Genomic DNA, 22,235 nt, shown 5'->3' on the forward strand with positions numbered 1-22,235 from the left:
CGCCGGGAAGGCGGGGCACCGGCCCGGATCGGATCAGAGAGCTTCGGCGGTGGCGCCGAAGCGGCGGGAAATGTAGTCCTCGACGACCTGCTGGAATTCCTGGGCGATGTGTTCGCCCCGCAGGGTCATCGCCTTCTCGCCGTCGATGAAGACCGGCGCGGACGGCGCCTCGCCGGTGCCGGGCAGGCTGATGCCGATGTCGGCATGCTTGCTTTCGCCGGGACCGTTCACGATGCAGCCCATGACGGCCACCTTGATGTTCTCGACGCCGGGGTAGCGGGTGCGCCAGACGGGCATCTGCGAGCGCAGGAAATCGTCGATCTGCTTGGCCAGCTCCTGGAAGGTGGTGCTGGTGGTGCGGCCGCAGCCCGGGCAGGCGGTGACGCTGGGCACGAAGATGCGCAGCCCCAGGGCCTGCAGGATCTCGGAGGCGACGACCACTTCCTGGGTGCGGGCCTCGCCGGGTTGCGGCGTGAGCGAGACGCGGATGGTGTCGCCAATGCCCTCCTGCAGCAGCACCGACAGCGCCGCCGCGGAGGCGACCGTGCCCTTGGTGCCCATGCCGGCTTCGGTCAGGCCGAGGTGCAGTGCGTAGTCGCAGCGGCGCGCCAGTTCGCGGTAGACGGCGATCAGGTCCTGCACGCCGCTCACCTTGCACGACAGGATGATCTGGTTGCCGTCGAGGCCCATCGCTTCGGCGCGCTGCGCGGACTCGATCGCGGAGGTGATGAGCGCCTCGTACATGACCTGGCGGGCGTCCCAGGGCTGGGCACGCCGGCTGTTGGCGTCCATGAGGCCGGCGAGCAGTTCCTGGTCGAGGCTGCCCCAGTTCACGCCGATGCGCACGGCCTTGTCCCAGCGCATGGCGGCCTCGATCATCTGGCCGAACTGGCGGTCGCGCTTGTCGCCCTTGCCGACGTTGCCGGGGTTGATGCGGTATTTGGACAGCGCCTGCGCGCAGTCCGGGAATTCGGTCAGCAGGCGGTGGCCGTTGTAGTGGAAGTCGCCCACCAGCGGCACCGTCTCGCCCATGCGGTCGAGCTGCTCGCGGATGTAGGGGACGGCGGCGGCGGCCTCGGGCGTGTTGACGGTGATGCGGACGAACTCGGAGCCGGCCTGCGCCAGCTCCTTCACCTGGATGGCCGTGGCGATGGCATCCACCGTGTCGGTGTTGGTCATGGACTGCACGCGCACGGGCGCATCGCCGCCCACGGTCACCACGCGGTCGCCCCAGACGACGCGGGCCTGGCGCGAGCGCCTCGGCAACGGCGATGCCATGGCGATGGGAGAGCCCTCGGCGGGGCCGGCGTTGGGAATGGAGAGCACTTATTTCACCTCGAACCGGGCAACGTTCTCGCGCGCGACGGCCGCGAGGTCCATGGGTTGGCCGCGCACCATCACTTCGGTCGCGTCGGCCTTGCCGATCACCACCGACCAGGGCGGCGAGCCGGGAACGGCCACCGTCTCACCGGTGCGCACGAGTTTCTGGAGCACCGTGGCGCCGTTCGCGCCGCGGATCTGGACCCACGAGTCGCCCCGGGCACGGATCACGAGGGCGCTCTGGGCGGCGGCGGCTGCTGCTGCCGCAGCAGTGGGCGTGGCCGCCGGAGTCGCGCCTGCGGAGGCCACGGCGGCGGGTGCGGCCGCGGGGGCAGGCACGGAAGCGGCTGCTGCCGCCGACCCCGCGGCGATCGCGGAGTCCTGGCGCAGCGCGAAGGGCACCGACGCGGCCGCCACCGCGGCATCGGAGGCGGCGGCCACCGGGGATGCGGATCCGGTGGACGGGCCGGCGTGGTCGCCGGGGACCGAGGCGGTCTCGCTGGTCATGCCCGCGGAAGGGGCCTGCAGCCGGTCCAGCCATTCGCGCGGGACGAACACCAGCGCGACGGCCGCGACCAGCAGCGCGGCCACGGCCACGGCCACCTTGCGCGAGCCGGGCGCTCCGGACGAGGAAGCCATCCGCCCCGAACCGGGCTTGAACGATGCGTTGATGCCTTCGTGGGACGACAGGCGCGGCGCCTGGTTGCGGGGCAGCAGCGCCAGCACCGGCGCCGCATCGATCTTGAGGGTGCGGCAGATGCTGGACACGAGGGCACGCACGAAGACGGCGTCCGGGAACACGCCCAGTTCGCCCGCTTCGAGCGCCTCGAGCTTGTGCACGGGCACCTTGAGCGCCACGGCCAGTGCGGCGGCATGCATGCCGGCCTGCTCCCGCGCCTCGCGGAGCATGGCGCCCGCCGCCACGGCGTCGGCCATCGCCTTTTCCATTTCCGCTCCGGAGACCTGCGCGTCCTGCGCCACCGGTTCACTCATTGAATGCCCCCCGATCGAATGCCAGCGCTTCCTTGGAATCCGGGAAACGCTTGTGCAATTGTTCGCCCAACTGGCGCATCTCCAGGGCATTGCCCAGGCCGCGCTCGATCTTGATGCCCAGCCAGAGCGATTCCGCATTGGCCAGTTCGCTGTTGTTCAGCCGCCGGCTGTAGAACTGCGCGCGCTGGAGGTCTCCGCGGCGCAAGGCCATCGAAGCCAGGTTGTAGCCGACGACAGGATTGCCGGCGTCGAGTTCGTAGGCCTTGCCGAGCGTCTTCTCGGCATCGGCCACGCGGCCGGCGCGCTCCTGGCACAGGCCCTGCGCCATGAGCGTCTTCGCGCGCGCGGTGTAGGCCGGCACGGCCAGGGCGCGGTCGAAAAACTGCTCGGCCTCGGCATAGTTCTTCTGCTGGCAGCGCAGCCAGCCGTAGTTGTGCAGCAAGTAGGGCTCGGCCGGATTGAGGGCCAGCGCGCGGCGGAAGCTATCGTCGGCCGCCGCCCAGTCGCCCAGGCGCATGAAGACCAGGCCCCGCAGGTTGTAGCCATCGCCGAACGAAGGATCGGTGGCGATGGACTGCTGCACCTCTTCCAGGGCCACCTGGGTCTGGCCCATTTCCAGGTAGTTGGCGGCCAGCTCCAGCCGGATGCGCGCGCGGCGGCGCAGTTCGGCCGCCTCGGACGTCGGATTGGCCTCGGGGCCGAGCGCCACGGCGGCCGCGCTGGAAGCGGTGCCGGCGTCCGGCCGGGCGGCGCAACCGCCCAGGAACGCGGCAAGGCACAGTCCGCCCCCCATGGCGAGAAAGCGAGGGAAGCGGCGAAGCCGCACAGGGGGGTGCTGTTCCATCCAGGCCTCCAGAAACGGGGGCGGCCTTCAGGCCACCGGTTTGAGAACGATCGTGCGCTGGCGGGCCATGCGTTCGGCCGCACGGGTGCGGTCCTTCACGTCGCCGGCCAGTTGTCCGCAGGCCGCGTCGATGTCGTCGCCGCGGGTCTTGCGCACGGTCGTAACGATACCCGCATCGCTCAGCATTTTCGCGAAAGCCGCCACCTGCGGGGCGCTGGAACGCCGCAACCCCGAGGCGGGGAACGGGTTGAAGGGAATCAGGTTGAACTTGCAGCGCACGCCTTCGCCGGTGCGCGGCCGCACGAGGTCGATGAGTTCGCGCGCATGCTCGGGCTGGTCGTTGACGCCGTCGAGCATGCAGTATTCGAAGGTGATGAAGTCGCGGGGAGCATGCTCGAGGTAGCGGTTGCAGGCCTCCAGCAGTTCGCGCAAAGGGTACTTGCGGTTGAGCGGCACCAGCGGGTCGCGCAGCGCGTCGTTGGGCGCATGCAGCGAGACGGCGAGCGCCACGGGGCAGTCCTGGGACAGCCGGTCCATCATGGGCACGACGCCGGAGGTGGACACGGTGAGGCGGCGGCGCGACAGACCATAGCCATGGTCGTCGAGCATGGTGCGCAGGGCGGGCACCAGCGCGGAATAGTTCTGCAGCGGCTCGCCCATGCCCATCATCACCACGTTGGAGATGACGCGCTCCTCGGTGCCCAGTCGCGCGCGCAGCGCATGCTCGGCGAACCAGAGCTGGGCGACGATCTCGCCGCTGGTCAGGTTGCGGCTGAAGCCCTGGTGCCCGGTCGAGCAGAAGCGGCAGCCCACGGCGCAGCCGGCCTGGGAGGAAATGCAGAGGGTGCCGCGGTCGTCTTCGGGAATGAAGACCGACTCCACGGCGTTGCCGTCGCCCACGTCGAAGAGCCACTTCACGGTGCCGTCGGCGGAGACGTGCTCGCTCACCACCGGCAGTGCCGCGACGTGCGCGCAGCCGGAGAGCTTCTCGCGCAGCGATTTCGCGAGATCGCTCATCTGGGTGAAGTCGCTCGCCCCGCGCTGGTGGATCCAGCGGAAGAGCTGCACGGCGCGGAAACGCTTCTCCCCGAGCCGTTCGCAGAATGCGGCGAGCCCGTCCAGATCGAAGTCGAGAAGATTTTGGGTCATCGGCGGGAGGAGAGGCGTTGTCCGATGGCGGGTGGCCGGGTGGCGCGCTGCCGGCTGGCGACGGCGCGCGGCCCGGACCGGCGCATCAGCGCGAGTAGACGTTCAGGCCGGGGAAGAAGAACGAGACTTCGACCTGGGCGGTTTCGGGAGCGTCGGAGCCGTGGACGGCGTTGGCGTCGATGCTGTCGGCGAAGTCGGCGCGGATGGTGCCGGGAGCGGCCTTCTTCGGGTCGGTGGCGCCCATCAGTTCGCGGTTCTTCAGGATGGCGTTCTCGCCTTCGAGCACCTGGATCATCACGGGGCCGGAGATCATGAAGTCCACCAGGTCCTTGAAGAAGGGACGCTCGCTGTGCACGGCGTAGAACTGCTCGGCTTCGCGGCGCGACAGGTGGGCCATGCGGGCGGCGGCGATCTTCAGGCCGGCGGCTTCGAAGCGGGCGTAGATCTGGCCGATCACGTTCTTGGCCACTGCGTCGGGCTTGATGATGGAGAGGGTGCGTTCGATAGCCATGGTGTTTTCCTAATGACGGTGTGAAAAATCGTTTGTCCCGCGGACAAAGCCCTCGATTCTAAACGGCGGGATTTGTCCACATTGTGGCAAGGCGCTCAGCGGCCGCCCCGCTTGTTGAATGCCTTGCGCTTTTGCTTCTGCTCCTGGCGTTGGCGCGAGAGGCTGTCGCTGCCGATGTAGCCGACCGAGGTCTTCATCGGGTCGGGCTGGCTCGGCGCCGCCGCGCGCTTGCCGGACCCGCCGGCACGCGGGCCGCCGTCATTCGCGCCCCGCGGCGGAGGGCCTCCCGCACCCCGGCCGCCACGCACCGGACCCTTGCCGCGCAGGCCGCCGCCACCGCCCCGGCGGTCGCCGGCCGCGGAGCCCGGGGCGGCAGCGGCCGGCCGAGCGGTCTCGGCCCCGGCCGCCTGCATGAGCGCACGGATGTCGCGCTCGTCCAGTTCCAGCCAGGCGCCGCGCTTCAGGCCGCGCGGCAGCATCATCGAGCCGTAGCGGATGCGGATGAGCCGGCTCACCGCGTGCCCGACGGCCTCGAAGAGGCGCCGCACTTCGCGGTTGCGCCCTTCCGAGATGGTGACGCGGTACCAGCAGTTCGAGCCCTCGCCGCCGCCGTCCTCGATGGAGCCGAAGGCGGCCATGCCGTCGTCGAGCTGCACGCCGTCGAGCAGCCGCTGCTTTTCCTCGTTGCTCAGCGCGCCCAGCACGCGCACGGCGTATTCGCGCTCCAGGCCGAAGCGCGGGTGCATGAGTTTGTTGGCGAGTTCGCCCGCGCTCGTGAAGAGCAGCAGGCCTTCGGTGTTCAGATCCAGCCGCCCGACGGACTGCCATTTGCCGTGCTGCAGGCGCGGGAGCTTGCGGAACACGGTCGGCCGGTTCTGCGGATCATCGTGCGTGACGACCTCGCCGACGGGCTTGTGGTAGGCGATGACGCGCGCCGGCGGCGGATCGATGCGGTAGCGGATCGGGCGGCCGTTGACCTTGACCTGGTCGCCGAACTGCACGCGCTGGCCGATGTGGGCCGGCTCGTTGTTGACGGAGATGCGGCCTTCGAGGATGAGCTGCTCCATCTCCAGCCGCGACCCCAGGCCCGCCTGCGCGAGCACCTTGTGCAGCTTGGGCATTTCCACCTGGGGCGGCAGCACGCGCTTGGCGGGCGCGACGTCGGCGCGCTCTTCGTCCGCGTCCAGCTGGCCGGAGACCACGTCGTCGAAGCGATAGCCCTCATCGGCGCCCGCGCCGGCCGCCGCGGCCTCGCCCTTGGGGGCGCGGGCGGAACGGGGGCCGCGCGGCGCGGGAGCCGCCTTCCGGCCGACCTGCGGGCCGCCGTCTGCCGGCAGTTCCTCGCCGGCTGCCCGCCCGTTCTCCGGCGCAGGGGCCGGCGGGGTGGAGGCGCCCTGCTCCACCGCCTGGGCGCCGTCATTCGGCTGCGTCGATGCGGCCTCCTGCACAGCGCCCGGCGCATCGGCAGCCGGCGCGGCCTCGGCAGGCGCCGCAGGCTTGCGCGGACGGCGCGCGGGCTTTTTCACGGGCGCAGCGGCCTCGGTGCCTGCTGCCTCCGGAGCGGGAGCGGTGTCGTCGTGTTCGGGCTGGGAGGGATTCATGGCGTGCTTTCGGAGGAGGCGGGCGGTTCGGGCCGGCGGGGTTCGGGTTCCGGGCCGGATTCCGGACCGGGTTCATGTTCTGGGTCGGGTGCAGGCACCGGGTCGCCGGCAGCGGAAGGCGCCGGGTCCGGAAGCGCGGCGGCATCGGCTTCCGCGCCCTCTTCCGCGGGGCCGGCATCCTGCGGCTCGGCACCGGCACCGGCACCGGCACCGGCTTCCGCCGCCCCGCGCTCCAGGGCCTCCAGGACGCTGGACTGCACCGCGGGGTTTTCGAGCATCGGCAGCTCGTCGAGGGATTTCAGGCCCAGATCGTCGAGGAACTGGCGCGTGGTGGCGAAGAGGGCCGGCCGGCCCACGGTCTCGCGGTGGCCGATCACTTCGACCCAGCCGCGGTCTTCGAGCTGCTTGATGATCAGGCTGTTCACGGTGACGCCGCGGATCTCCTCGATGTCGCCGCGCGTGACGGGCTGGCGGTAGGCGATGATCGCCAGCGTCTCCAGCGTGGCGCGGGTGTAGCGCGGGGGCTTCTCGGGATGCAGCCGGTCGAGGTATTCGCGCATCTCGGGGCGGCTCTGGAAGCGCCAGCCGGACGCGACCTGCACCAGCTCGACGCCGCGCTGCGCCCACTCCTGCTGCAGTTCCAGCAGGAGCAGCTTGAGGGTGTCCGAGCCCAGCGCATCGTTGAAGAGCGTGCGCAACTCCCGCAGGGTCGTGGGCTGCGGCGCACAGATCAGCGCGGTTTCGAGGACCCGTTTGGCGTCCACCGTATTCATGGTTCAGCGATGGCGAAGAGGGGATGCCGCAGGCGCGGGGCGCCGTGCGGTCGGGGTGTGCCGGGCAGGCAGGGCCGCAGGAGCGGCGGGCGCTCGGCCGTAGAAGGCGCGGCATGCGGGGCGGGCGGCACGCAGGGCGGCCCGGGGCCGGAAGGCCGCAGTCAGGCGGGATTGTAGCGCAGGCCCCAGAGCGCGAGCGCCCCGGCCATGTCCTGCGGCAGCGGCGCATGGAAGACCAGGTCCTCGCCGGTGACGGGATGGGTGAACGCGAGCCGCCACGCATGCAGGGCCTGGCGCCCGAGGCCTGCCGCCGGCTCGCCGCCGTAGAGCGCATCGGCCACCAGCGGATGGCGCAGCCAGGCCATGTGGACGCGGATCTGGTGGGTGCGACCGGTGTGCAGGGTGCAGTGGACGAGGCAGCCCTGCGCGCAGCTGTCGAGCAAGGCGACATCGGTGCGCGCCGGCTTGCCCGCATGCAGCGAGAGATCGACCGCCGCCATGCGCAGGCGGTTGCGCGGATCGCGCCCGATCGGCTCCTGCACCGTGCGGGGGGATGCCCCCTGCCAGGGGCGGTGGGCGATGGCCAGGTACTGGCGGCTCACCTCGCGCGCGGCGATCATGCGCACCAGCGCATCCATCACGCCGCGCTCGCGCGCCACGACCATCAGGCCGCTGGTGTCCTTGTCGAGCCGGTGGACGATGCCCGCCCGCGGCACCAGGCATGCCTTCGCATCGCGCGCCAGCAGGCCGTTGAGCAGCGTGCCGCTCCAGTTGCCGGGGGCCGGATGCACGACGAGCCCGGCGGGCTTGTCGATGACCAGCAGGTGCTCGTCCTCGTAGACGACGTCCAGCGGCATCGCCTCGGGGCGGAACGCCTGGCTCTGCGGCGTGGGGCGGAGTTCGACCGAGAGCACGTCGCCGGCCTGCACCCGCGCGGAGGGCTTGGCGGCGGCACGGCCGTTGACGCGCACCCCGCCCTCCCCCAGCAATTGCTGGAGGTAGCTGCGGGAGAACTCGGGCACCAGCTCGGCCAGCGCCTTGTCGAGGCGGATACCGTGCTGCGCCGGGGCGGCCTCGACGGTGCGCGTCTCGGCCTCGGCGCCGTCGGGGGAATCGGTGTCGGACGGATCGTCCACCGCCGCCTCGGCCTCTGCCGCGGTCGCGGCTGCCGCCGCAGCGCGGTCCTCGTCTGCGGCGGGCGGAGGAGGAACTCGGCTCAACGCGCGGGCAGGTAGCGGGACGGGTCCACGGGCTTGCCCTGCCGGCGGATCTCGAAGTGCAGCTTCACGCGGTCGGTATCGGAGCTGCCCATCTCGGCGATCTTCTGGCCGCGGCGCACGCTCTGGTCTTCCTTCACGAGCAGCGTCTGGTTGTGCGCATACGCCGTGAGGTAGGTGTTGTTGTGCTTGAGGATGACCAGGTTGCCGTAGCCGCGCAGGCCCGCGCCGGCATACACCACGCGGCCGTCTGCGGCCGCCAGCACCGGATCGCCCGCCTTGCCGGCGATGTCGTAGCCCTTGTTGCGCGCCTCGTCGAAGCCCGCCACGAGCGAGCCGGACGCGGGCCAGATGAAGGCCATGTCGTCGTCACCGCCGGCGGCGGCAGGGGCCGGCGCGGGCGCGGGGGCCGGAGCCGGCGTGGCGGAGGCCGATGCGCCGCCGCGCGGCGCGCTCGCGCCCGACGCCGGTGCCGGCGACAGCGTGTTGGGCGCCACCGGGCGCGTGACCACGCCCGAATCGGAGGCCACCTGGGTGGAGGGCACGCTGCCGGGCGGCACGACGCGCAGCACCTGGCCGACCTCGATCAGGTTGGGGTTGTCCAGGCCGTTCCAGCGGGCGATGTCCTTCCAGCTCTGGCCGGACTCGAGGCCGATGCGGATGAGGGTGTCGCCGGGCTTGACGGTGTAGTAGCCGGGCTTGCCGGCGTTCTCGGCCCCGGGCAGGGGCTTGGCCGGCGCGACGACCACGCCGGCCTGGGACGATGCGGAACCACCGGCGGCGGTGCCGCGGTCTTCCACCGGAGCCCTGTTGACCGGGGTTCCGCAGCCGGACAGCACCACGACCGCCAACGCCACCGAACTCCAAGCCACAAGACCACGCGATACCAGCATAAGCAATTCCTTCAGGCAATCCCCGATTTTAGAGGGACAAAATGAACGGCCTCCAGCGTGCGCTGCTGAAGCCCTTGGGGAGTCCGGTCGATCACCACGAGAACCTGCCGCCCCGCCGCCGCTGCCATGGGCGCCACCAGGCGGCCTCCCACGGCGAGTTGCTCGAGCCAGGCCTCGGGAATGGCGTCCCCGCCCGCGGCCGCGATGATGGCGGCGTACGGCGCCCCTTTGGCATAGCCCACCATGCCGTCGCCCAGGATCAGGTGCGCATTGGTGAGCCGCCAGGGCCGCAGATTGTCGCGGGCCTTCTCATGCAACGCGCGCAGCCGCTCGATGGTGTACACCTCGCGGGCCACCCGCGCGAGCACCGCCGCCTGGTAGCCGCAGCCGGTGCCGATTTCCAGCACCCGCCCGAGGCCCGCGCTGCGCGCGCCTTCGGCGCCGAGCAGCAGTTCGGTCATGCGCGCCACCACGCTGGGCTTGGAGATGGTCTGCCCCAGGCCGATCGGCAGGCTGGTGTCCTCATAGGCCTGGTTGACGAGCGCGGTGTCGACGAAGCGGTGCCGCTCCACGGCCCCCATCGCCTGCAGGACGGCCGGCGACGTGATGCCGCCTGCCGCGAGCCGCTGCACCATGCGCGCGCGCACGGCGGCCGAATCCAGCCCCAGCCCCTGCGGCACCGGCACGGCAGCGGCCGCCGTGCTCCCCGGCGGCGGCCGGGCGGGCGCGGGGGCGCGCGGCGCGCCGGGCGCGGGCGCCCGATCGAGCTGTGCGGGAAAACCGGGGCGGCGCTGCATCAGAGCGCCCCGGCGGCCTCGGCGCGGGGCGCGCCGGCACCATCCTCGTCCGCGGGCCGCGGCGCCAGGCGGACGGCCGTGTCGCTCCAGTAGGCCAGGCCCTCGTGGTCGGTCAGGTCCACCTTCAGCGGCGTGAGCGCCACGTGCCCGAGCGCCGTAGCATGGAAGTCCGTGCCCTCGGAATCGTCCTTGGCAGGGCCGGCGCCGCCGATCCAGTACATGCGCTCCCCGCGCGGGCTCTCCTGCTCGATCACGCGCTCGGCCGCGTGCCGGCGGCCCAGGCGGCACACCTTCACGTCGAGCAGGCGCTCGAACGGCAGATTGGGAATGTTGATGTTGAGCAGCCACGGCACTTCGCCGACGAGGTGCTGCGCCTGCATCTGCGCCACGATCTCGGTCGCCTTGCGGGCGGCGGATTCGATCTCGCCCCAGCCCTTGTCGACCTGCGAGAACGCGATCGCCGGCACGCCGAAGAGATAGCCCTCCATGGCCGCGCCGACGGTGCCGGAATAGATGGTGTCGTCGCCCATGTTGGCGCCGTTGTTGATGCCGGAGACCACCAGGTCGGGCCGGTAGCCCAGCAGCCCGGTGAGCGCGATGTGCACGCAGTCGGCCGGGGTGCCGTTCACGTAGCGGAAGCCATTGGGCGCGCGCTGGACGTAGAGCGGCGAATGCAGCGTCAGGGCGTTCGATTTGGCGCTGTTGTTGTGCTCGGGCGCCACGACGTCGACCTCGACGCCGGGCATGTCCCGCAGCGCCTGGTGGAGCGCCACGATGCCGGGCGCCTGGTAGCCGTCGTCGTTGGAGAGGAGGATCTTCATGGGTCGCGGAGGGCGGAGTGCGCGAAGATTGTAGGCCGCGCCCCGGGGGGCCGCGCCGCCGGCCGGCCGTCGCTCCTGGGACATCGGCGCCGCGCGGCCGCCGCCTATGATGCCCGCCATCGACCGAAGGAGACACCGCATGCACGCATGGCTTTGCACCCAGCCCACGGGCGTGGACAACCTCGCCTGGACCGAACTGCCCACGCCGGCGCCGAAGCGCGGCGAGGTGCTGATCGAGATCCGCGCCGCGAGCCTGAACTTCCCCGATCTGCTGATCGTGCAGAACAAGTACCAGATGAAGCCCGATCCGCCGTTCGTTCCCGGCTCGGAATACGCCGGCGTCGTGCAGGCCGTGGGCGAGGGCGTGGAGCACCTGCGTGTCGGCCAGAACGTGGCGTGCCTCACCGGCACCGGCGGCTTCGGCACGCACACCGTCGCGCCCGCGGCGCTCTGCATGCCGCTGCCCGACGGCTTCCCGCACGTGGATGCGGCGGCCTTCATCATGATCTACGCCACCTCGCACCATGCGCTCGTGGACCGCGCGCAGCTGAAGGCCGGCGAGACGGTGCTGGTGCTGGGCGCGGCCGGCGGCGTGGGCACCGCGGCGATCCAGATCGCCAAGAAAATGGGGGCGCGCGTGATCGCGGCGGCATCGACCGACGAAAAGTGCGCGCTGTGCCTGTCCACCGGCGCCGACGCCGTCATCAACTACAGCGCCGAGAACCTGCGCGAGGCGATCAAGCGCCTCACCGACGGCAAGGGCCCGGACGTGATCTACGACCCCGTCGGCGGCGATTTCACCGAGCCGGCGTTCCGCTCGATCGCCTGGCGCGGCCGCTACCTGGTGGTGGGCTTCGCGGCCGGCCCCATTCCCGCCCTGCCGCTCAACCTGCCCCTGCTCAAGGGCGCGTCGATCGTGGGCGTGTTCTGGGGCGAATTCTCGCGGCGCGAGCCGAAGGCGAATGCGGCCATGATGGCCGAGCTGGCGCGCTGGTACGGCGAAGGCGCCGTCAAGCCGGTGATCGACCGCACGATGCCCATGGCGCAGCTGCATGCCGCCTATGAACGCATGGCCTCGCGTGCCGTGCAGGGAAAGCTGGTGCTGGTGAACTGACGGGCCGGCGGCCCCGCCGTCCTGTTCAAGCCCCGGGCCGTCTGTCACACTCGGGCCCTCTTCTACCCGCCGTGCACGCCGATGGCCGACCGCCCCCCTTCAGAGATCGCGCGAGAAACCCTCAAACAGCTGGCGGCCCGCCGCCTCGCGCCCACGCCCGACAACTACCAGGCGCTCTACGAGGAGATTGCCGGCACGCGCATGGCGGGCGCTTTCCCGGAAGGCCCGCTGCGCCACATCCTGCGGGTGCTGCCGGGCCAGACGCCCGCGCAGAGGCGCCTGCTGGGCCAGTTCGAGGCCGCCATCGACCAGGGCGACTGGTCGCAGCTGCAGGGCGTGCTCGTCGGCTATGCGAACCTCGGCCTGCACAGCGGCAGCACCGCGCCGGTGGAGGTGGCCCCGCCACCCGCGCCCGGCGCCGCCGCGGCGTCCCCCGGCATCCTGCCCGACGACATGGCCGAGCAACTGGCGCGGCTCATCGAGAACACCCTGCCCGGCCTGGGCGAGGACGACGCGCGCGTGCACGAGCTGGCCGCGCAGCTCACCCAGTTCCTGCGCCAGCCCGCGCCGCCGGTCTCCACGCTGGTGCTGATGCTGAACAACTTCAGCTACCGCCTCTCGTTCGCCACCGAGGACCAGGCATCGATACGCGCCGGGCTGCTCGCCCTGCTGCGCATGGTGTTCGAGAACATCGCGGTGCTGAGCCAGGACGACCAGTGGCTGCAGGGCCAGGCCGAAGCGCTGATGGCCGCCTCCGCCCCGCCGCTCACGCTCAGGCGCCTGGACGACGTGCAGCGCCGCTTGAAGGACGTGATCTTCAAGCAGAACGAGGCGCGCGAGCGCTCCGTGCAGGCCCAGCAGCAGATGAAGGACCTGCTGGCCACCTTCATCGAGCGCCTCGCGCAGATCACCGCCTCCAGCAGCACCTACCACGAGAAGATGGAGCGCTGCGCCGAGCAGATCGGCCGGGCCACGAGCCTCGACCAGATCACGCCGCTGCTGGAGGAGGTCATGGGCGCCACGCGCGCGATGGCGCTCGACACCCGCCTGACGCGCGATGAACTGCAGAACCTGCGCGAGCGTTCGGAGGCGCGCCACGCCGAGATCGCCAAGCTGCAGGAGGAGCTGGACCGCGCCAGCGCCCAGGCGCGCCACGATCCGCTCACGGGATCGCTGAACCGCAAGGGACTGGACGAGGCGCTGGAGCGCGAGGTGGCGCGCGCGCTGCGCAACGACGCGCCGCTCTGCGTGGCGCTGCTGGACGTCGACAACTTCAAGGCCATCAACGACCGGCTGGGCCACACCGCCGGGGACGAGGCGCTGAAGCACCTGGCGGGCGTGACCCGCGAGGTCATGCGCCCGCAGGACCAGCTCGCGCGCTACGGCGGCGAGGAGTTCGTGATCGTCCTGCCCGACACCGCGCTGGCGCAGGGCGTGGAGGCCATGGCGCGCCTGCAGCGCGAACTGACCACCCGCTACTTCCTCAAGGACCAGGAGAAGGTGCTCATCACCTTCAGCGCCGGCGTGGCGCAGGTGGCCCCGCAGGAGACCACCGCCGACGCCATCCGCCGCGCCGACCAGGGCATGTACCTCGCCAAGCGCTCGGGCAAGAACCGTGTCATGGCCGCCTGATCCGGTCCGGCAGGCGCTGGACCGCCGCACGCTGCTGCGGCTGGCGGCTTCGGCGGCGGCGCCCTGCGCCCTGCCCCGCTGGGCCTGGGCGTCCTCCGGGTGGCGACACGACCCGTTCGCGCTCGGCGTGGCGAGCGGCGACCCGGCGCCCGACGGCGTCGTCCTCTGGACCCGGCTGATGCCGCCCGAGCCCGGCGCCGCATCCGTCCCGGCGACCGTGCGCTGGGAACTCGCGCACGACGACCGGTTCCGCCGCATCGTGCGCCAGGGCACGGCCACCGCCCTTCCGGAACTGGGGCACAGCGTGCACGTGGAACTGCGCGGCCTGGAGCCCGGACGCTGGTATTTCTACCGGTTCCTGCACGGCGACGCCGCGAGCGCCACCGGCCGCACGCGGACCGCGCCGGCGCCGGACGACCGCGCGCCGCGCCTGCGCCTCGCGTTCGCCTCCTGCCAGCGCTGGGAGCACGGGCACTACGCCGCATGGGCCGATGTCTGCCGCCACGCGCCCGATCTGGTGCTGTTCCTGGGCGACTACATCTACGAATACGCGAGCCCGGCCGACGCGTCGGGGCTGGCGCGCGTCCATGCACTGCGCCACGCCCGCACGCTGGCCGACTTCCGCGACCGCTACGCGCTGCACCGCAGCGACCCGGCCCTGCAGTCGGCCCACGCCGCGGCCCCCTGGGCCGTGACCTGGGACGACCACGAGGTGGAGAACGACTACGCCGGAACGACAGGACGGGAGACGGACCCCGCCGCATTCGCGGCGCTGCGCGACGCGGCCTACCAGGCGTACTACGAGCACATGCCGCTGCGCGCCGCGGCGCTGCAGGCCGCCGGCGGCTTCGGCGGCCTGCAGCTGTACCGGCGCCTCGCCTGGGGGCGCCTGGCCCGGCTGCACCTGCTCGACGCGCGCCAGTTCCGCACCCGGCAGGCCTGCCGCGTGACGGGCGCCGGGGCGGACGCGGTGCGGCCGGACGCATGCGCCGAACTGGCGGACCCGTCGCGCAGTTTCCTCGGAATGCGGCAGGAGCGCTGGCTGGATGCGGGGCTGGCGGAAGACGCGGACCGGGGCGGCGATGCCGGCGCGGCACCGCGCTGGAGCGTGATCGCGCAGCAGACGCTGTTCTCGCCGCGCCGCACGCCGTCCGGGCGCCAGGGCACGGACAGCTGGGACGGGTACCCCGCGGCGCGCGACCGCCTGCTCGCCACGATCGCTGACCGCTCGCCGCGCAACACCGTGCTGCTGGGCGGAGACATCCACCAGAACTACGTCTGCGAAGTGCGCGCCCCGGGGCCGGACGGCGCCGTCCTGGCCAGCGAGTTCTGCGGCACCTCGATCAGCTCGCGGGCCGGCACCACCCAGGAGCGGGTGGACGCCATCGCGCGGCTCAACCCCCACGTGCTGCTGGCGCGCAGCGACCTGCGCGGCTGGGGCCTGGCCGAGGTCACGCCGCAGCGCTGGACCACGGTGCTGCGCACGGTGGACGACCCGCTGCGGCCCGACAGCGGCTGCTCCACGCTCGCGCGGTTCGTGGTGGAAGACGGCCGGCCCGGACCGTCCAGGGACTGAATTCGTCCGACGCCACGGGTGTGGTTTTTACGCCGTTCCGAGCAACGGAAAATTCTTGCGTGGCGCGAGGATGCGCGCGGAGAATGCTCGACAGTAAAGCGGTGCCGCGCCGTCGCCGGACGCACGCCCGCTGCGGAGCTTTTCCAACACCGAGGGGGGATCTCATGCACCAGGTTTTCCGGGCCGCGGCTGCCTGCACGCTCATACTGCTGGCCTGGCCCGCCGCCAGCCAGACGCCGGCGCCGCTGCGGGCATGGAACCCGCATCCCGATGGCGCTCCCGCCACCGAGGCGCTGCGGAGTTTCGCCGCGGCAGTGCAGGCCGGCACGCAGGGCCGCTACCGCATCCAGTTCCTGCCCAACGCCGCGATCGGCGAGCAGGCCCTGGCCGTGCAGATGCTCAAGGCCGGCGAGATCGACGTCGCCGGCATCGACGCGGATCCGCTCTCCGACACGATCCCCACGCTGGAGGCCTTCCATCTGCCTTTCCTGTTCAGCGGCGCGGCGCACATGTTCCGCCATCTGGACGGGCCGATGGGCCAGCGCTTCACCGAAAAGCTCAAGGCCTCCGGCTACGTGGTGCTGGGCTGGTACAACGGCGGCGGCAGCTATTTCTACTGCGCGGAGAAGCCCATCACCCGGCAGTCGGACATGGCGGGCCTGCGCGTGCGGGTGCGGAACGTCGAAGCCCATGCCGAGATGGTCAGGCTGCTCGGAGCGGTTCCGGTACCGATGCCGGACAAGGAGGTGCTGGAAGCCTTCCGGAGCGGCAAGATCGACTGCGCCGAAGGCACGATGGTCGACTACGAAGCCGGAGCACTCTACAAGGCGGCCCGTTACATGCTCCTGGACCAGCACATGATCTCGCCGGAGGCGCTGGTCGTCTCCACCCGCCTCTGGGACCGCATGGCCCCCGAAGACCAGCGGGCGTTCCTCGATGCCGGAAAGACCTCTGCACTGCTGATGCGCAGACTGTGGGAGCAGCGCATGAGCGCGGCACGGACGGCATTGACCAAGGAAGGCGTGCAGTTCTCGCCCGTGGCGGATTTCTCGCCCTACGTGCGGCGGATGGCGCCGCTCTACAAGAAGTACACCGCGCATCCCGACGTGCGGGGCGACCTGCTGACCATCATCTCCGAACAGTGAGTGCCGCGGGGGCGTGCGGGCCGCCGTGTTCCGGGCCCAGCGCTCAGCCGATCCCGAACGCCAGCCCCGCGGCGCGCAGCGGGAGCCCGCGCGCGGAGGACGCGGCCAGCGCGCCCGTACTGCCGGCGGGCGGCGCTTCCTGCGCCGCGGTGCCGAAGCCGGCTCCGGCGGGCCATTGCACGGGCGGCAGGGCCTCGACGGCCGGGCGCGCGAAGAAATACCCCTGGAACAAATGCACGCCCATGGCACGCAGGGGCCGCAGCTCTTCCTCGGTCTCCACGCCCTCGGCGATGACGGCGATGCCCAGGGCCTCCCCCATGGACACGATGCTGCGCACGATGGCCTGGCGGACCGGATCGGTGCAGATGCCCCGCACCAGCGCCATGTCGATCTTCAGCATGTCGGGCTGGAAGTCCGCGAGCAGGCCCAGGCCCGCATATCCCGCGCCGAAATCGTCGATGGCGGTGCGCAGCCCCTGGCGGCGGTAAGCGCGCAGGATGCGGTTGAGGTGTTCCCTGTCGTGCGAATTCTCGTGCTCGGCCACCTCGAAGATGATGCGCTCGACCGGGAAGCCGGTGCGCCGCGCGGCCTCCAGCGTGAGGCGGATGCACGCCTCGGGCTGGTAGACGGCGTTCGGCAGGAAGTTGATGCTGAGGCGGCAGTCCACGCCCAGGCGGGCCGCCAGTTCGACGGCACGCACGCGGCAGGCCTGATCGAACGCATAGCGGTTGGTGTCGTTCACCCGGGCCAGCACGCTGGCCGCCGAGCTGCCGTCCGCGCCGCGCACGAGCGCCTCGTAGGCGAACACGCTGCCGCCGTGGCGCAGGTCCACGATCGGCTGGAACGCCATGGTGAAGGTGAAGTCGAGCGCCGCAGCGCCATCGCGGCACGCGGTGCAGGCGGTGGCTTTGGGAGCTTGCGCAGGCATGGCGGGAAAAAAATCGGGGTTACAGAAGGTTTCGCCGCAGCTTAGTGCAGCCGGGTGCCCCGTGCATGCCGCGGATTGCAGGGCGCGGCCACGTCCTACACTCCCGGCCCTGGCGCGGCGGACCATGCACCGCGAGCCCCACCCTTCCGCAAGCCACGCCGGGCCAAGGCCTGCCGCTATCCTTTGAATAGCGCACGGCAGACTGCGAAGCCCCGTGGGCGATTGCGGCGAAAATCCCCCGGTGTCCATCCCCCAGCCGTTCATCCAGGAGTTGCTTTCGCGCGTCGACGTGGTCGACATCGTCGGGCGCTACGTGCAGCTCAAGAAAGGCGGGGCGAATTTCATGGGGCTGTGCCCCTTCCACGGAGAGAAATCGCCCTCGTTCAGCGTGAGCCCCTCCAAGCAGTTCTACCACTGCTTCGGCTGCGGAAAGAACGGCAACGCGATCAGCTTCCTGATGGAGCATGCCGGCATGGGCTTCGTCGAGGCCGTGCAGGATCTTGCCCAGCAGGTGGGCCTGCAGGTGCCGCAGGACGACGTCTCGCCGCAAGAGCGCGAGCGCGCCGCCGCGCAGCGCCAGAAGCAGGCCACGCTCACCGACGTGCTGGAGAAGGCCGGAGACGCCTACCGCAGGCACCTGCGCGATTCGCCGCGGGCCATCGCGTACTTCAAGGGGCGCGGCGTGTCCGGGGCGATCGCCAAGCGCTATGGCCTGGGCTACGCGCCCGAGGGCTGGCGCACGCTCGCCAGCGTGTTCCCCGAATACGACAACCCGCTGCTGCACGAAAGCGGCCTGGTCATCGTGAACGAAGAGGACGCCAAGCGCTACGACCGCTTCCGCGACCGCGTGATGTTCCCGATCCGCAACGTGAAGGGCGAATGCATCGGCTTCGGCGGGCGGGTGCTGGGCGACGACAAGCCCAAGTACCTGAATTCGCCCGAGACGCCCGTCTTCCACAAGGGGCGCGAGCTCTACGGCCTGTTCGAGGCGCGCACCGCGATCCGCGAGCACGGCTACGCGCTCGTGGCCGAGGGCTACATGGACGTGGTCGCGCTCGCGCAGCTCGGTTTCCCGAACGCCGTGGCCACCCTGGGCACGGCCTGCACGCCGGACCATGTGCACAAGCTGTTCCGCTTCACCGACACGGTGGTGTTCAGCTTCGACGGCGACGCAGCGGGGCGCCGCGCGGCGCGCAAGGCGCTCGACGGCGCCCTGCCCTACGCCACCGACACGCGCAGCGTGAAATTCCTGTTCCTGCCCGCCGAGCACGACCCCGACAGCTTCATCCGCGAGCACGGCACCGAGGCGTTCGCCCGCCATGTGCAGGGCGCCCTGCCGCTGAGCCGCTTCCTGGTGGAGGCGGCGGGCGACGGCTGCGACCTGGGCCAGGCCGAGGGCCGCGCCCGCATGGCCGCGAACGCCCGGCCGCTCTGGAGCGCGCTGCCGGACGGCGCGCTCAAGCGGCAGTTGCTCGGCGAACTGGCGGAACTGGCCCAGCTCACGGCGGCCGATCTGTCGGACCTCTGGAACCAGGCTGCCGCGCAGGACGCCGGCCGCCATGGCGGCGGCGCCCGGTCGCAGGGCGCCGCAGCGGCGCAGGGAGCCCCTGCCGCCGACGACGCGCCGCCCTGGGGCGGGCCGCCGGACGGCGGCGGCTGGGCGCCCGCGCGGGACGAAGGCTACGGACACGGCCAGGGCGGCATGGGCCCCGGCCCTGGCACGGGCACGGGCGGTGCCAAGCCCTGGCGCAAGGACGGCGGCGACTGGAAGGGCAAGGGCAAGTGGCGCGGCCGCGGCGAAGAGCAGCGCCCGCCGCAGCCGCCCCTGCCCTCCACGCCCGCCGCCGGGCGCGGCGACCATGCGGCGCGCCTGCTGCTCTCGCACATGGAGTTCCTGGAAGAGCTTTCGCACGAGGACCACGCCACGCTGTGCGCGCAGCCCGCGCCGCACGGGCCGCTCTTCAACTGGCTGGAGGGCCAGTGGCACGAGCACGGGCCGCTCGCCTGGGCCGTGCTGCGCGAGAGCCTGCGCGGCCACGACTGCGAAACGCTGGCGGTGCGCGTGATGACAGGCTCGCACGCCCAGACCGAGGGCGAGACGGCGGAGCTGCGGGCCGAGTTGCGCGACCTGCTCGACCGCATGCTGATCGAGGACATCAAGCGCCAGGAAAAGGAACTCATCCAGCAGGCGGCGCACGACCCCTCCGCCCTGGAGCGCTACCGTGCGCTCCAGCAGCGGCGCCAGGTGCTGCAGGGGATCGCACCCGCGGACTTGAAAAAACCGGGCGGGCTATAATGTAAGGTTCATCGGCAAGAGCGACAGCAGCACCTCCGGGCCGGGCAATCGTGACACACACGCACACCGCCCTCCACACCGCAAGGACTGCACACCAAATGTTCGCCCACACATCTTGCCTTACGGGGGCCCACCTCCGAGCCGCGAAGGCCCCGCCTTCGCCGTGCCACCCGCGCCGGTAGACGAGGCGCTGGCGTTTCCTTTGTGTGTCCGTTTTTGAATCTGAGGTCTTCCATGCCCGCTCAAAAGTCCGCGAAGCCGCCCAAGTCCGCCCCTGAAACCGCCGCGAAGGCCGCCCCGATCTCGACAACCGCCGCGACGCAAGCCGCTCCTGCCGCCAAGAAAGCCCCATCCGTGCCCGTGAACAAGTCCGCCGACAAGCCCGAAGCCTCCGAAGAAACCACCGCCAAGAAGGCCGGCCGCGCCAAGGCCGCCACGACCGTGGTGGGCGATGACGACGAAGCGCCCAAGAAGCGTCCCGGCCGCCCGGCCAAGGCCGCCACCGCGGCGGCCGGCGCCAAGGTGCCCGCCAAGCGCGGCCGCAAGCCCAAGGCCTCCGAGGACGACGCCGGCGGCGACGATGCCGACCTGTCCGACATCGAATCCGAACTCGAAGGCGAGGTCGAGGCCGAGCCCGCCGAGGCCGCGCCTGCCGCAGCCGCCGCCACGACCGAGAAGGTCAAGCCGCTGCGCATGAAGATCAGCAAGGCGAAGGAACGCGCGCTGATGAAGGAATTCGGGCTGGACGACACCGTCCTGTCCGAGGAAGACCTGGCCAAGCGCCGCTCGCGCCTGAAGGCCCTGATCACGCTCGGCAAGACGCGCGGCTACCTCACGCAGGTCGAGATCTCCGACCACCTGCCCGACAAGCTGGTCGATGCCGAGACCATGGAAGTCGTGGTCACCATGCTCAACGACATGGGCGTGGCCGTGTACGAGCAGACCCCCGACGCCGAGACGCTGTTCCAGAACAACGTGACGCCCACGGCCACCACCGTCGAGGAAGCCGAGGAAGAAGCCGAGGCCGCGCTCTCCACCGTGGACAGCGAATTCGGCCGCACCACCGACCCGGTCCGCATGTACATGCGCGAGATGGGCACCGTGGAGCTGCTCACCCGCGAGGGCGAGATCGAGATCGCCAAGCGCATCGAAGGCGGCCTGCAGGCCATGATGGAAGCCATCAGCGCCTCGCCCGCCACCATCGCCGAGATCCTCGCCATGGGCGAGGAGATCCGCGAGGGCAAGGTCGTCATCTCCACCATCGTGGACGGCTTCTCGAACCCCAACGAGGCCGACGACTACGTGGCCGAGGAAGACTTCGACGAATTCGACGAAGAGGACGACGACGACGGCAAGGGCGGCTCCAAGGCGCTCACCAAGAAGCTCGAAGAGCTGAAGAACGAGGCGCTGCGCCGCTTCGACACGCTGCGCGGCCTGTTCGAGCGCATGCACAAGGTCTACGACAAGGAAGGCTACGGCACGCCGGCCTACATGAAGGCCCAGCACTCCATCTCGGCCGAGCTGATGACCATCCGCTTCACGGCCAAGACCATCGAGAAGCTGTGCGACATGGTGCGCGCCCAGGTGGACGACGTGCGCAAGAAGGAGCGCGAGCTGCGCCGCATCATCGTGGACAAGTGCGGCATGCCGCAGGAAACCTTCATCAAGGAATTCCCGCCCAACCTGCTCAACCTGCAGTGGGTCGAGAAGCAGGCCGCCGCCGGCAAGCCCTGGAGCGCCGTGCTCGCGCGCAACATCCCGCCGGTGCAGGAACTGCAGCAGCGCCTGATGGACCTGCAGTCCCGCGTGGTGGTGCCGCTGTCCGAGCTCAAGGACATCAACAAGCGCATGAACGAAGGCGAGTCCGCCTCGCGCGACGCGAAGAAGGAAATGATCGAGGCCAACCTGCGCCTCGTGATCTCCATCGCCAAGAAGTACACCAACCGCGGCCTGCAGTTCCTCGACCTGATCCAGGAAGGCAACATCGGCCTGATGAAGGCGGTGGACAAGTTCGAATACCGCCGCGGCTACAAGTTCTCGACCTACGCCACGTGGTGGATCCGCCAGGCCATCACGCGCTCGATCGCCGACCAGGCGCGGACCATCCGCATCCCGGTCCACATGATCGAGACGATCAACAAGATGAACCGCATCTCGCGCCAGCATCTGCAGGAGTTCGGCTTCGAGCCGGACGCCTCGATCCTGGCCGCGAAGATGGAGATCCCGGAAGACAAGATCCGCAAGATCATGAAGATCGCCAAGGAGCCGATCTCCATGGAAACGCCGATCGGCGACGACGACGACAGCCACCTGGGCGACTTCATCGAGGACGGTGCCAACACCGCCCCGATCGATGCCGCCATGCAGGCCGGCCTGCGCGACGTGGTCAAGGACATCCTGGACGGCCTCACGCCGCGCGAAGCCAAGGTGCTGCGCATGCGCTTCGGCATCGAGATGTCCACCGACCACACGCTGGAAGAAGTCGGCAAGCAGTTCGACGTGACCCGCGAGCGCATCCGCCAGATCGAGGCCAAGGCCCTGCGCAAGCTCAAGCACCCGAGCCGCAGCGACAAGCTGCGCAGCTTCATCGATTCGCTCTGATCCGCGCCGCTCCCTTCGAAAGCC

The 22,235-nt window shown here is 70.9% G+C and carries 18 protein-coding genes; 6 read left to right on the top strand and 12 right to left on the bottom strand.

Annotated features, from left to right (window positions below):
- Positions 1 to 33: 33 nt before the first annotated feature.
- The 11 genes from ispG to surE form a co-directional block, all read right to left on the bottom strand.
- Positions 34 to 1,278 carry a flavodoxin-dependent (E)-4-hydroxy-3-methylbut-2-enyl-diphosphate synthase gene (ispG, locus tag Q9R47_RS18900; RefSeq protein ID WP_311234723.1) on the bottom strand — a complete coding sequence of 415 codons (1,245 nt, stop codon included), beginning with the start codon at positions 1,276 to 1,278 and terminating at the stop codon, positions 34 to 36.
- A 48-nt stretch (positions 1,279 to 1,326) separates the two neighbouring features.
- On the bottom strand, positions 1,327 to 2,313 hold the full coding sequence (locus tag Q9R47_RS18905; protein ID WP_311234701.1) for a helix-turn-helix domain-containing protein: 987 nt from the start codon (positions 2,311 to 2,313) through the stop codon (positions 1,327 to 1,329).
- Positions 2,306 to 3,106 carry a type IV pilus biogenesis/stability protein PilW gene (gene pilW / locus Q9R47_RS18910; RefSeq protein WP_311234702.1) on the bottom strand — a complete coding sequence of 267 codons (801 nt, stop codon included), beginning with the start codon at positions 3,104 to 3,106 and terminating at the stop codon, positions 2,306 to 2,308. The genes Q9R47_RS18905 and pilW overlap by 8 nt, the downstream gene beginning before the upstream one ends.
- Before the next feature lie 78 nt (positions 3,107 to 3,184).
- Positions 3,185 to 4,306: a 23S rRNA (adenine(2503)-C(2))-methyltransferase RlmN gene (rlmN, locus tag Q9R47_RS18915; RefSeq protein ID WP_311234703.1), complete on the bottom strand. Its 1,122-nt coding sequence runs from the start codon at positions 4,304 to 4,306 to the stop codon at positions 3,185 to 3,187.
- Between the two features lie 85 nt (positions 4,307 to 4,391).
- Positions 4,392 to 4,817 carry a nucleoside-diphosphate kinase gene (ndk, locus tag Q9R47_RS18920; protein WP_311234704.1) on the bottom strand — a complete coding sequence of 142 codons (426 nt, stop codon included), beginning with the start codon at positions 4,815 to 4,817 and terminating at the stop codon, positions 4,392 to 4,394.
- 95 nt (positions 4,818 to 4,912) lie between these two features.
- Positions 4,913 to 6,418 carry a pseudouridine synthase gene (locus tag Q9R47_RS18925; protein WP_311234705.1) on the bottom strand — a complete coding sequence of 502 codons (1,506 nt, stop codon included), beginning with the start codon at positions 6,416 to 6,418 and terminating at the stop codon, positions 4,913 to 4,915.
- On the bottom strand, positions 6,415 to 7,191 hold the full coding sequence (gene scpB, locus Q9R47_RS18930; protein ID WP_311234706.1) for an SMC-Scp complex subunit ScpB: 777 nt from the start codon (positions 7,189 to 7,191) through the stop codon (positions 6,415 to 6,417). Before scpB ends, Q9R47_RS18925 begins: the two co-directional genes overlap by 4 nt.
- Before the next feature lie 161 nt (positions 7,192 to 7,352).
- On the bottom strand, positions 7,353 to 8,327 hold the full coding sequence (locus tag Q9R47_RS18935; protein ID WP_311234724.1) for an RluA family pseudouridine synthase: 975 nt from the start codon (positions 8,325 to 8,327) through the stop codon (positions 7,353 to 7,355).
- Positions 8,328 to 8,407: 80 nt separating this feature from the next.
- Positions 8,408 to 9,301, bottom strand: coding sequence for a peptidoglycan DD-metalloendopeptidase family protein (locus Q9R47_RS18940; protein ID WP_311234707.1), 894 nt, complete (start codon positions 9,299 to 9,301; stop codon positions 8,408 to 8,410).
- A gap of 11 nt (positions 9,302 to 9,312) precedes the next feature.
- The gene (locus Q9R47_RS18945) at positions 9,313 to 10,098 is read right to left on the bottom strand and encodes a protein-L-isoaspartate(D-aspartate) O-methyltransferase (protein WP_311234708.1); all 786 of its coding nucleotides are present in this window, start codon (positions 10,096 to 10,098) and stop codon (positions 9,313 to 9,315) included.
- Complete coding sequence (gene surE / locus Q9R47_RS18950) at positions 10,098 to 10,919, bottom strand: 5'/3'-nucleotidase SurE (RefSeq protein ID WP_311234709.1); 822 nt, start codon at positions 10,917 to 10,919, stop codon at positions 10,098 to 10,100. Before surE ends, Q9R47_RS18945 begins: the two co-directional genes overlap by 1 nt.
- A gap of 139 nt (positions 10,920 to 11,058) precedes the next feature.
- Here surE and Q9R47_RS18955 point away from each other — a divergent pair, with 139 nt between their 5' ends.
- The 4 genes from Q9R47_RS18955 to dctP all read left to right on the top strand — a co-directional run bounded on the left by Q9R47_RS18955 (position 11,059) and on the right by dctP (position 16,386).
- A complete protein-coding gene (locus Q9R47_RS18955) occupies positions 11,059 to 12,033 on the top strand; it encodes an NADPH:quinone oxidoreductase family protein (protein WP_311234710.1) in 975 nt (324 codons plus the stop codon).
- An 81-nt stretch (positions 12,034 to 12,114) separates the two neighbouring features.
- Complete coding sequence (locus tag Q9R47_RS18960; protein ID WP_311234711.1) at positions 12,115 to 13,665, top strand: diguanylate cyclase; 1,551 nt, start codon at positions 12,115 to 12,117, stop codon at positions 13,663 to 13,665.
- A complete protein-coding gene (locus Q9R47_RS18965; RefSeq protein WP_311234712.1) occupies positions 13,649 to 15,241 on the top strand; it encodes an alkaline phosphatase D family protein in 1,593 nt (530 codons plus the stop codon). Before Q9R47_RS18960 ends, Q9R47_RS18965 begins: the two co-directional genes overlap by 17 nt.
- Positions 15,242 to 15,405: 164 nt before the next feature.
- Positions 15,406 to 16,386 carry a TRAP transporter substrate-binding protein DctP gene (gene dctP / locus Q9R47_RS18970; RefSeq protein ID WP_311234713.1) on the top strand — a complete coding sequence of 327 codons (981 nt, stop codon included), beginning with the start codon at positions 15,406 to 15,408 and terminating at the stop codon, positions 16,384 to 16,386.
- Positions 16,387 to 16,429: 43 nt separating this feature from the next.
- Here the strand turns inward: dctP and Q9R47_RS18975 are convergent, their stop codons facing one another.
- Complete coding sequence (locus tag Q9R47_RS18975) at positions 16,430 to 17,314, bottom strand: EAL domain-containing protein (protein WP_311234714.1); 885 nt, start codon at positions 17,312 to 17,314, stop codon at positions 16,430 to 16,432.
- Between the two features lie 241 nt (positions 17,315 to 17,555).
- Between Q9R47_RS18975 and dnaG the strand changes: the two genes are divergently transcribed.
- Both dnaG and rpoD read left to right on the top strand, forming a co-directional pair.
- Positions 17,556 to 19,610 (top strand): DNA primase, encoded by a 2,055-nt coding sequence (dnaG, locus tag Q9R47_RS18980; protein ID WP_311234715.1) that lies wholly within the window; start codon positions 17,556 to 17,558, stop codon positions 19,608 to 19,610.
- Between the two features lie 234 nt (positions 19,611 to 19,844).
- On the top strand, positions 19,845 to 22,211 hold the full coding sequence (rpoD, locus tag Q9R47_RS18985; protein WP_311234716.1) for an RNA polymerase sigma factor RpoD: 2,367 nt from the start codon (positions 19,845 to 19,847) through the stop codon (positions 22,209 to 22,211).
- The last annotated feature ends 24 nt before the right edge of the window (positions 22,212 to 22,235 follow it).

Origin of the sequence: Acidovorax sp. PRC11 (genome assembly GCF_031844105.1) — a bacterium.
In the GTDB taxonomy this organism is placed as follows: Bacteria; Pseudomonadota; Gammaproteobacteria; order Burkholderiales; family Burkholderiaceae_C; genus Paracidovorax.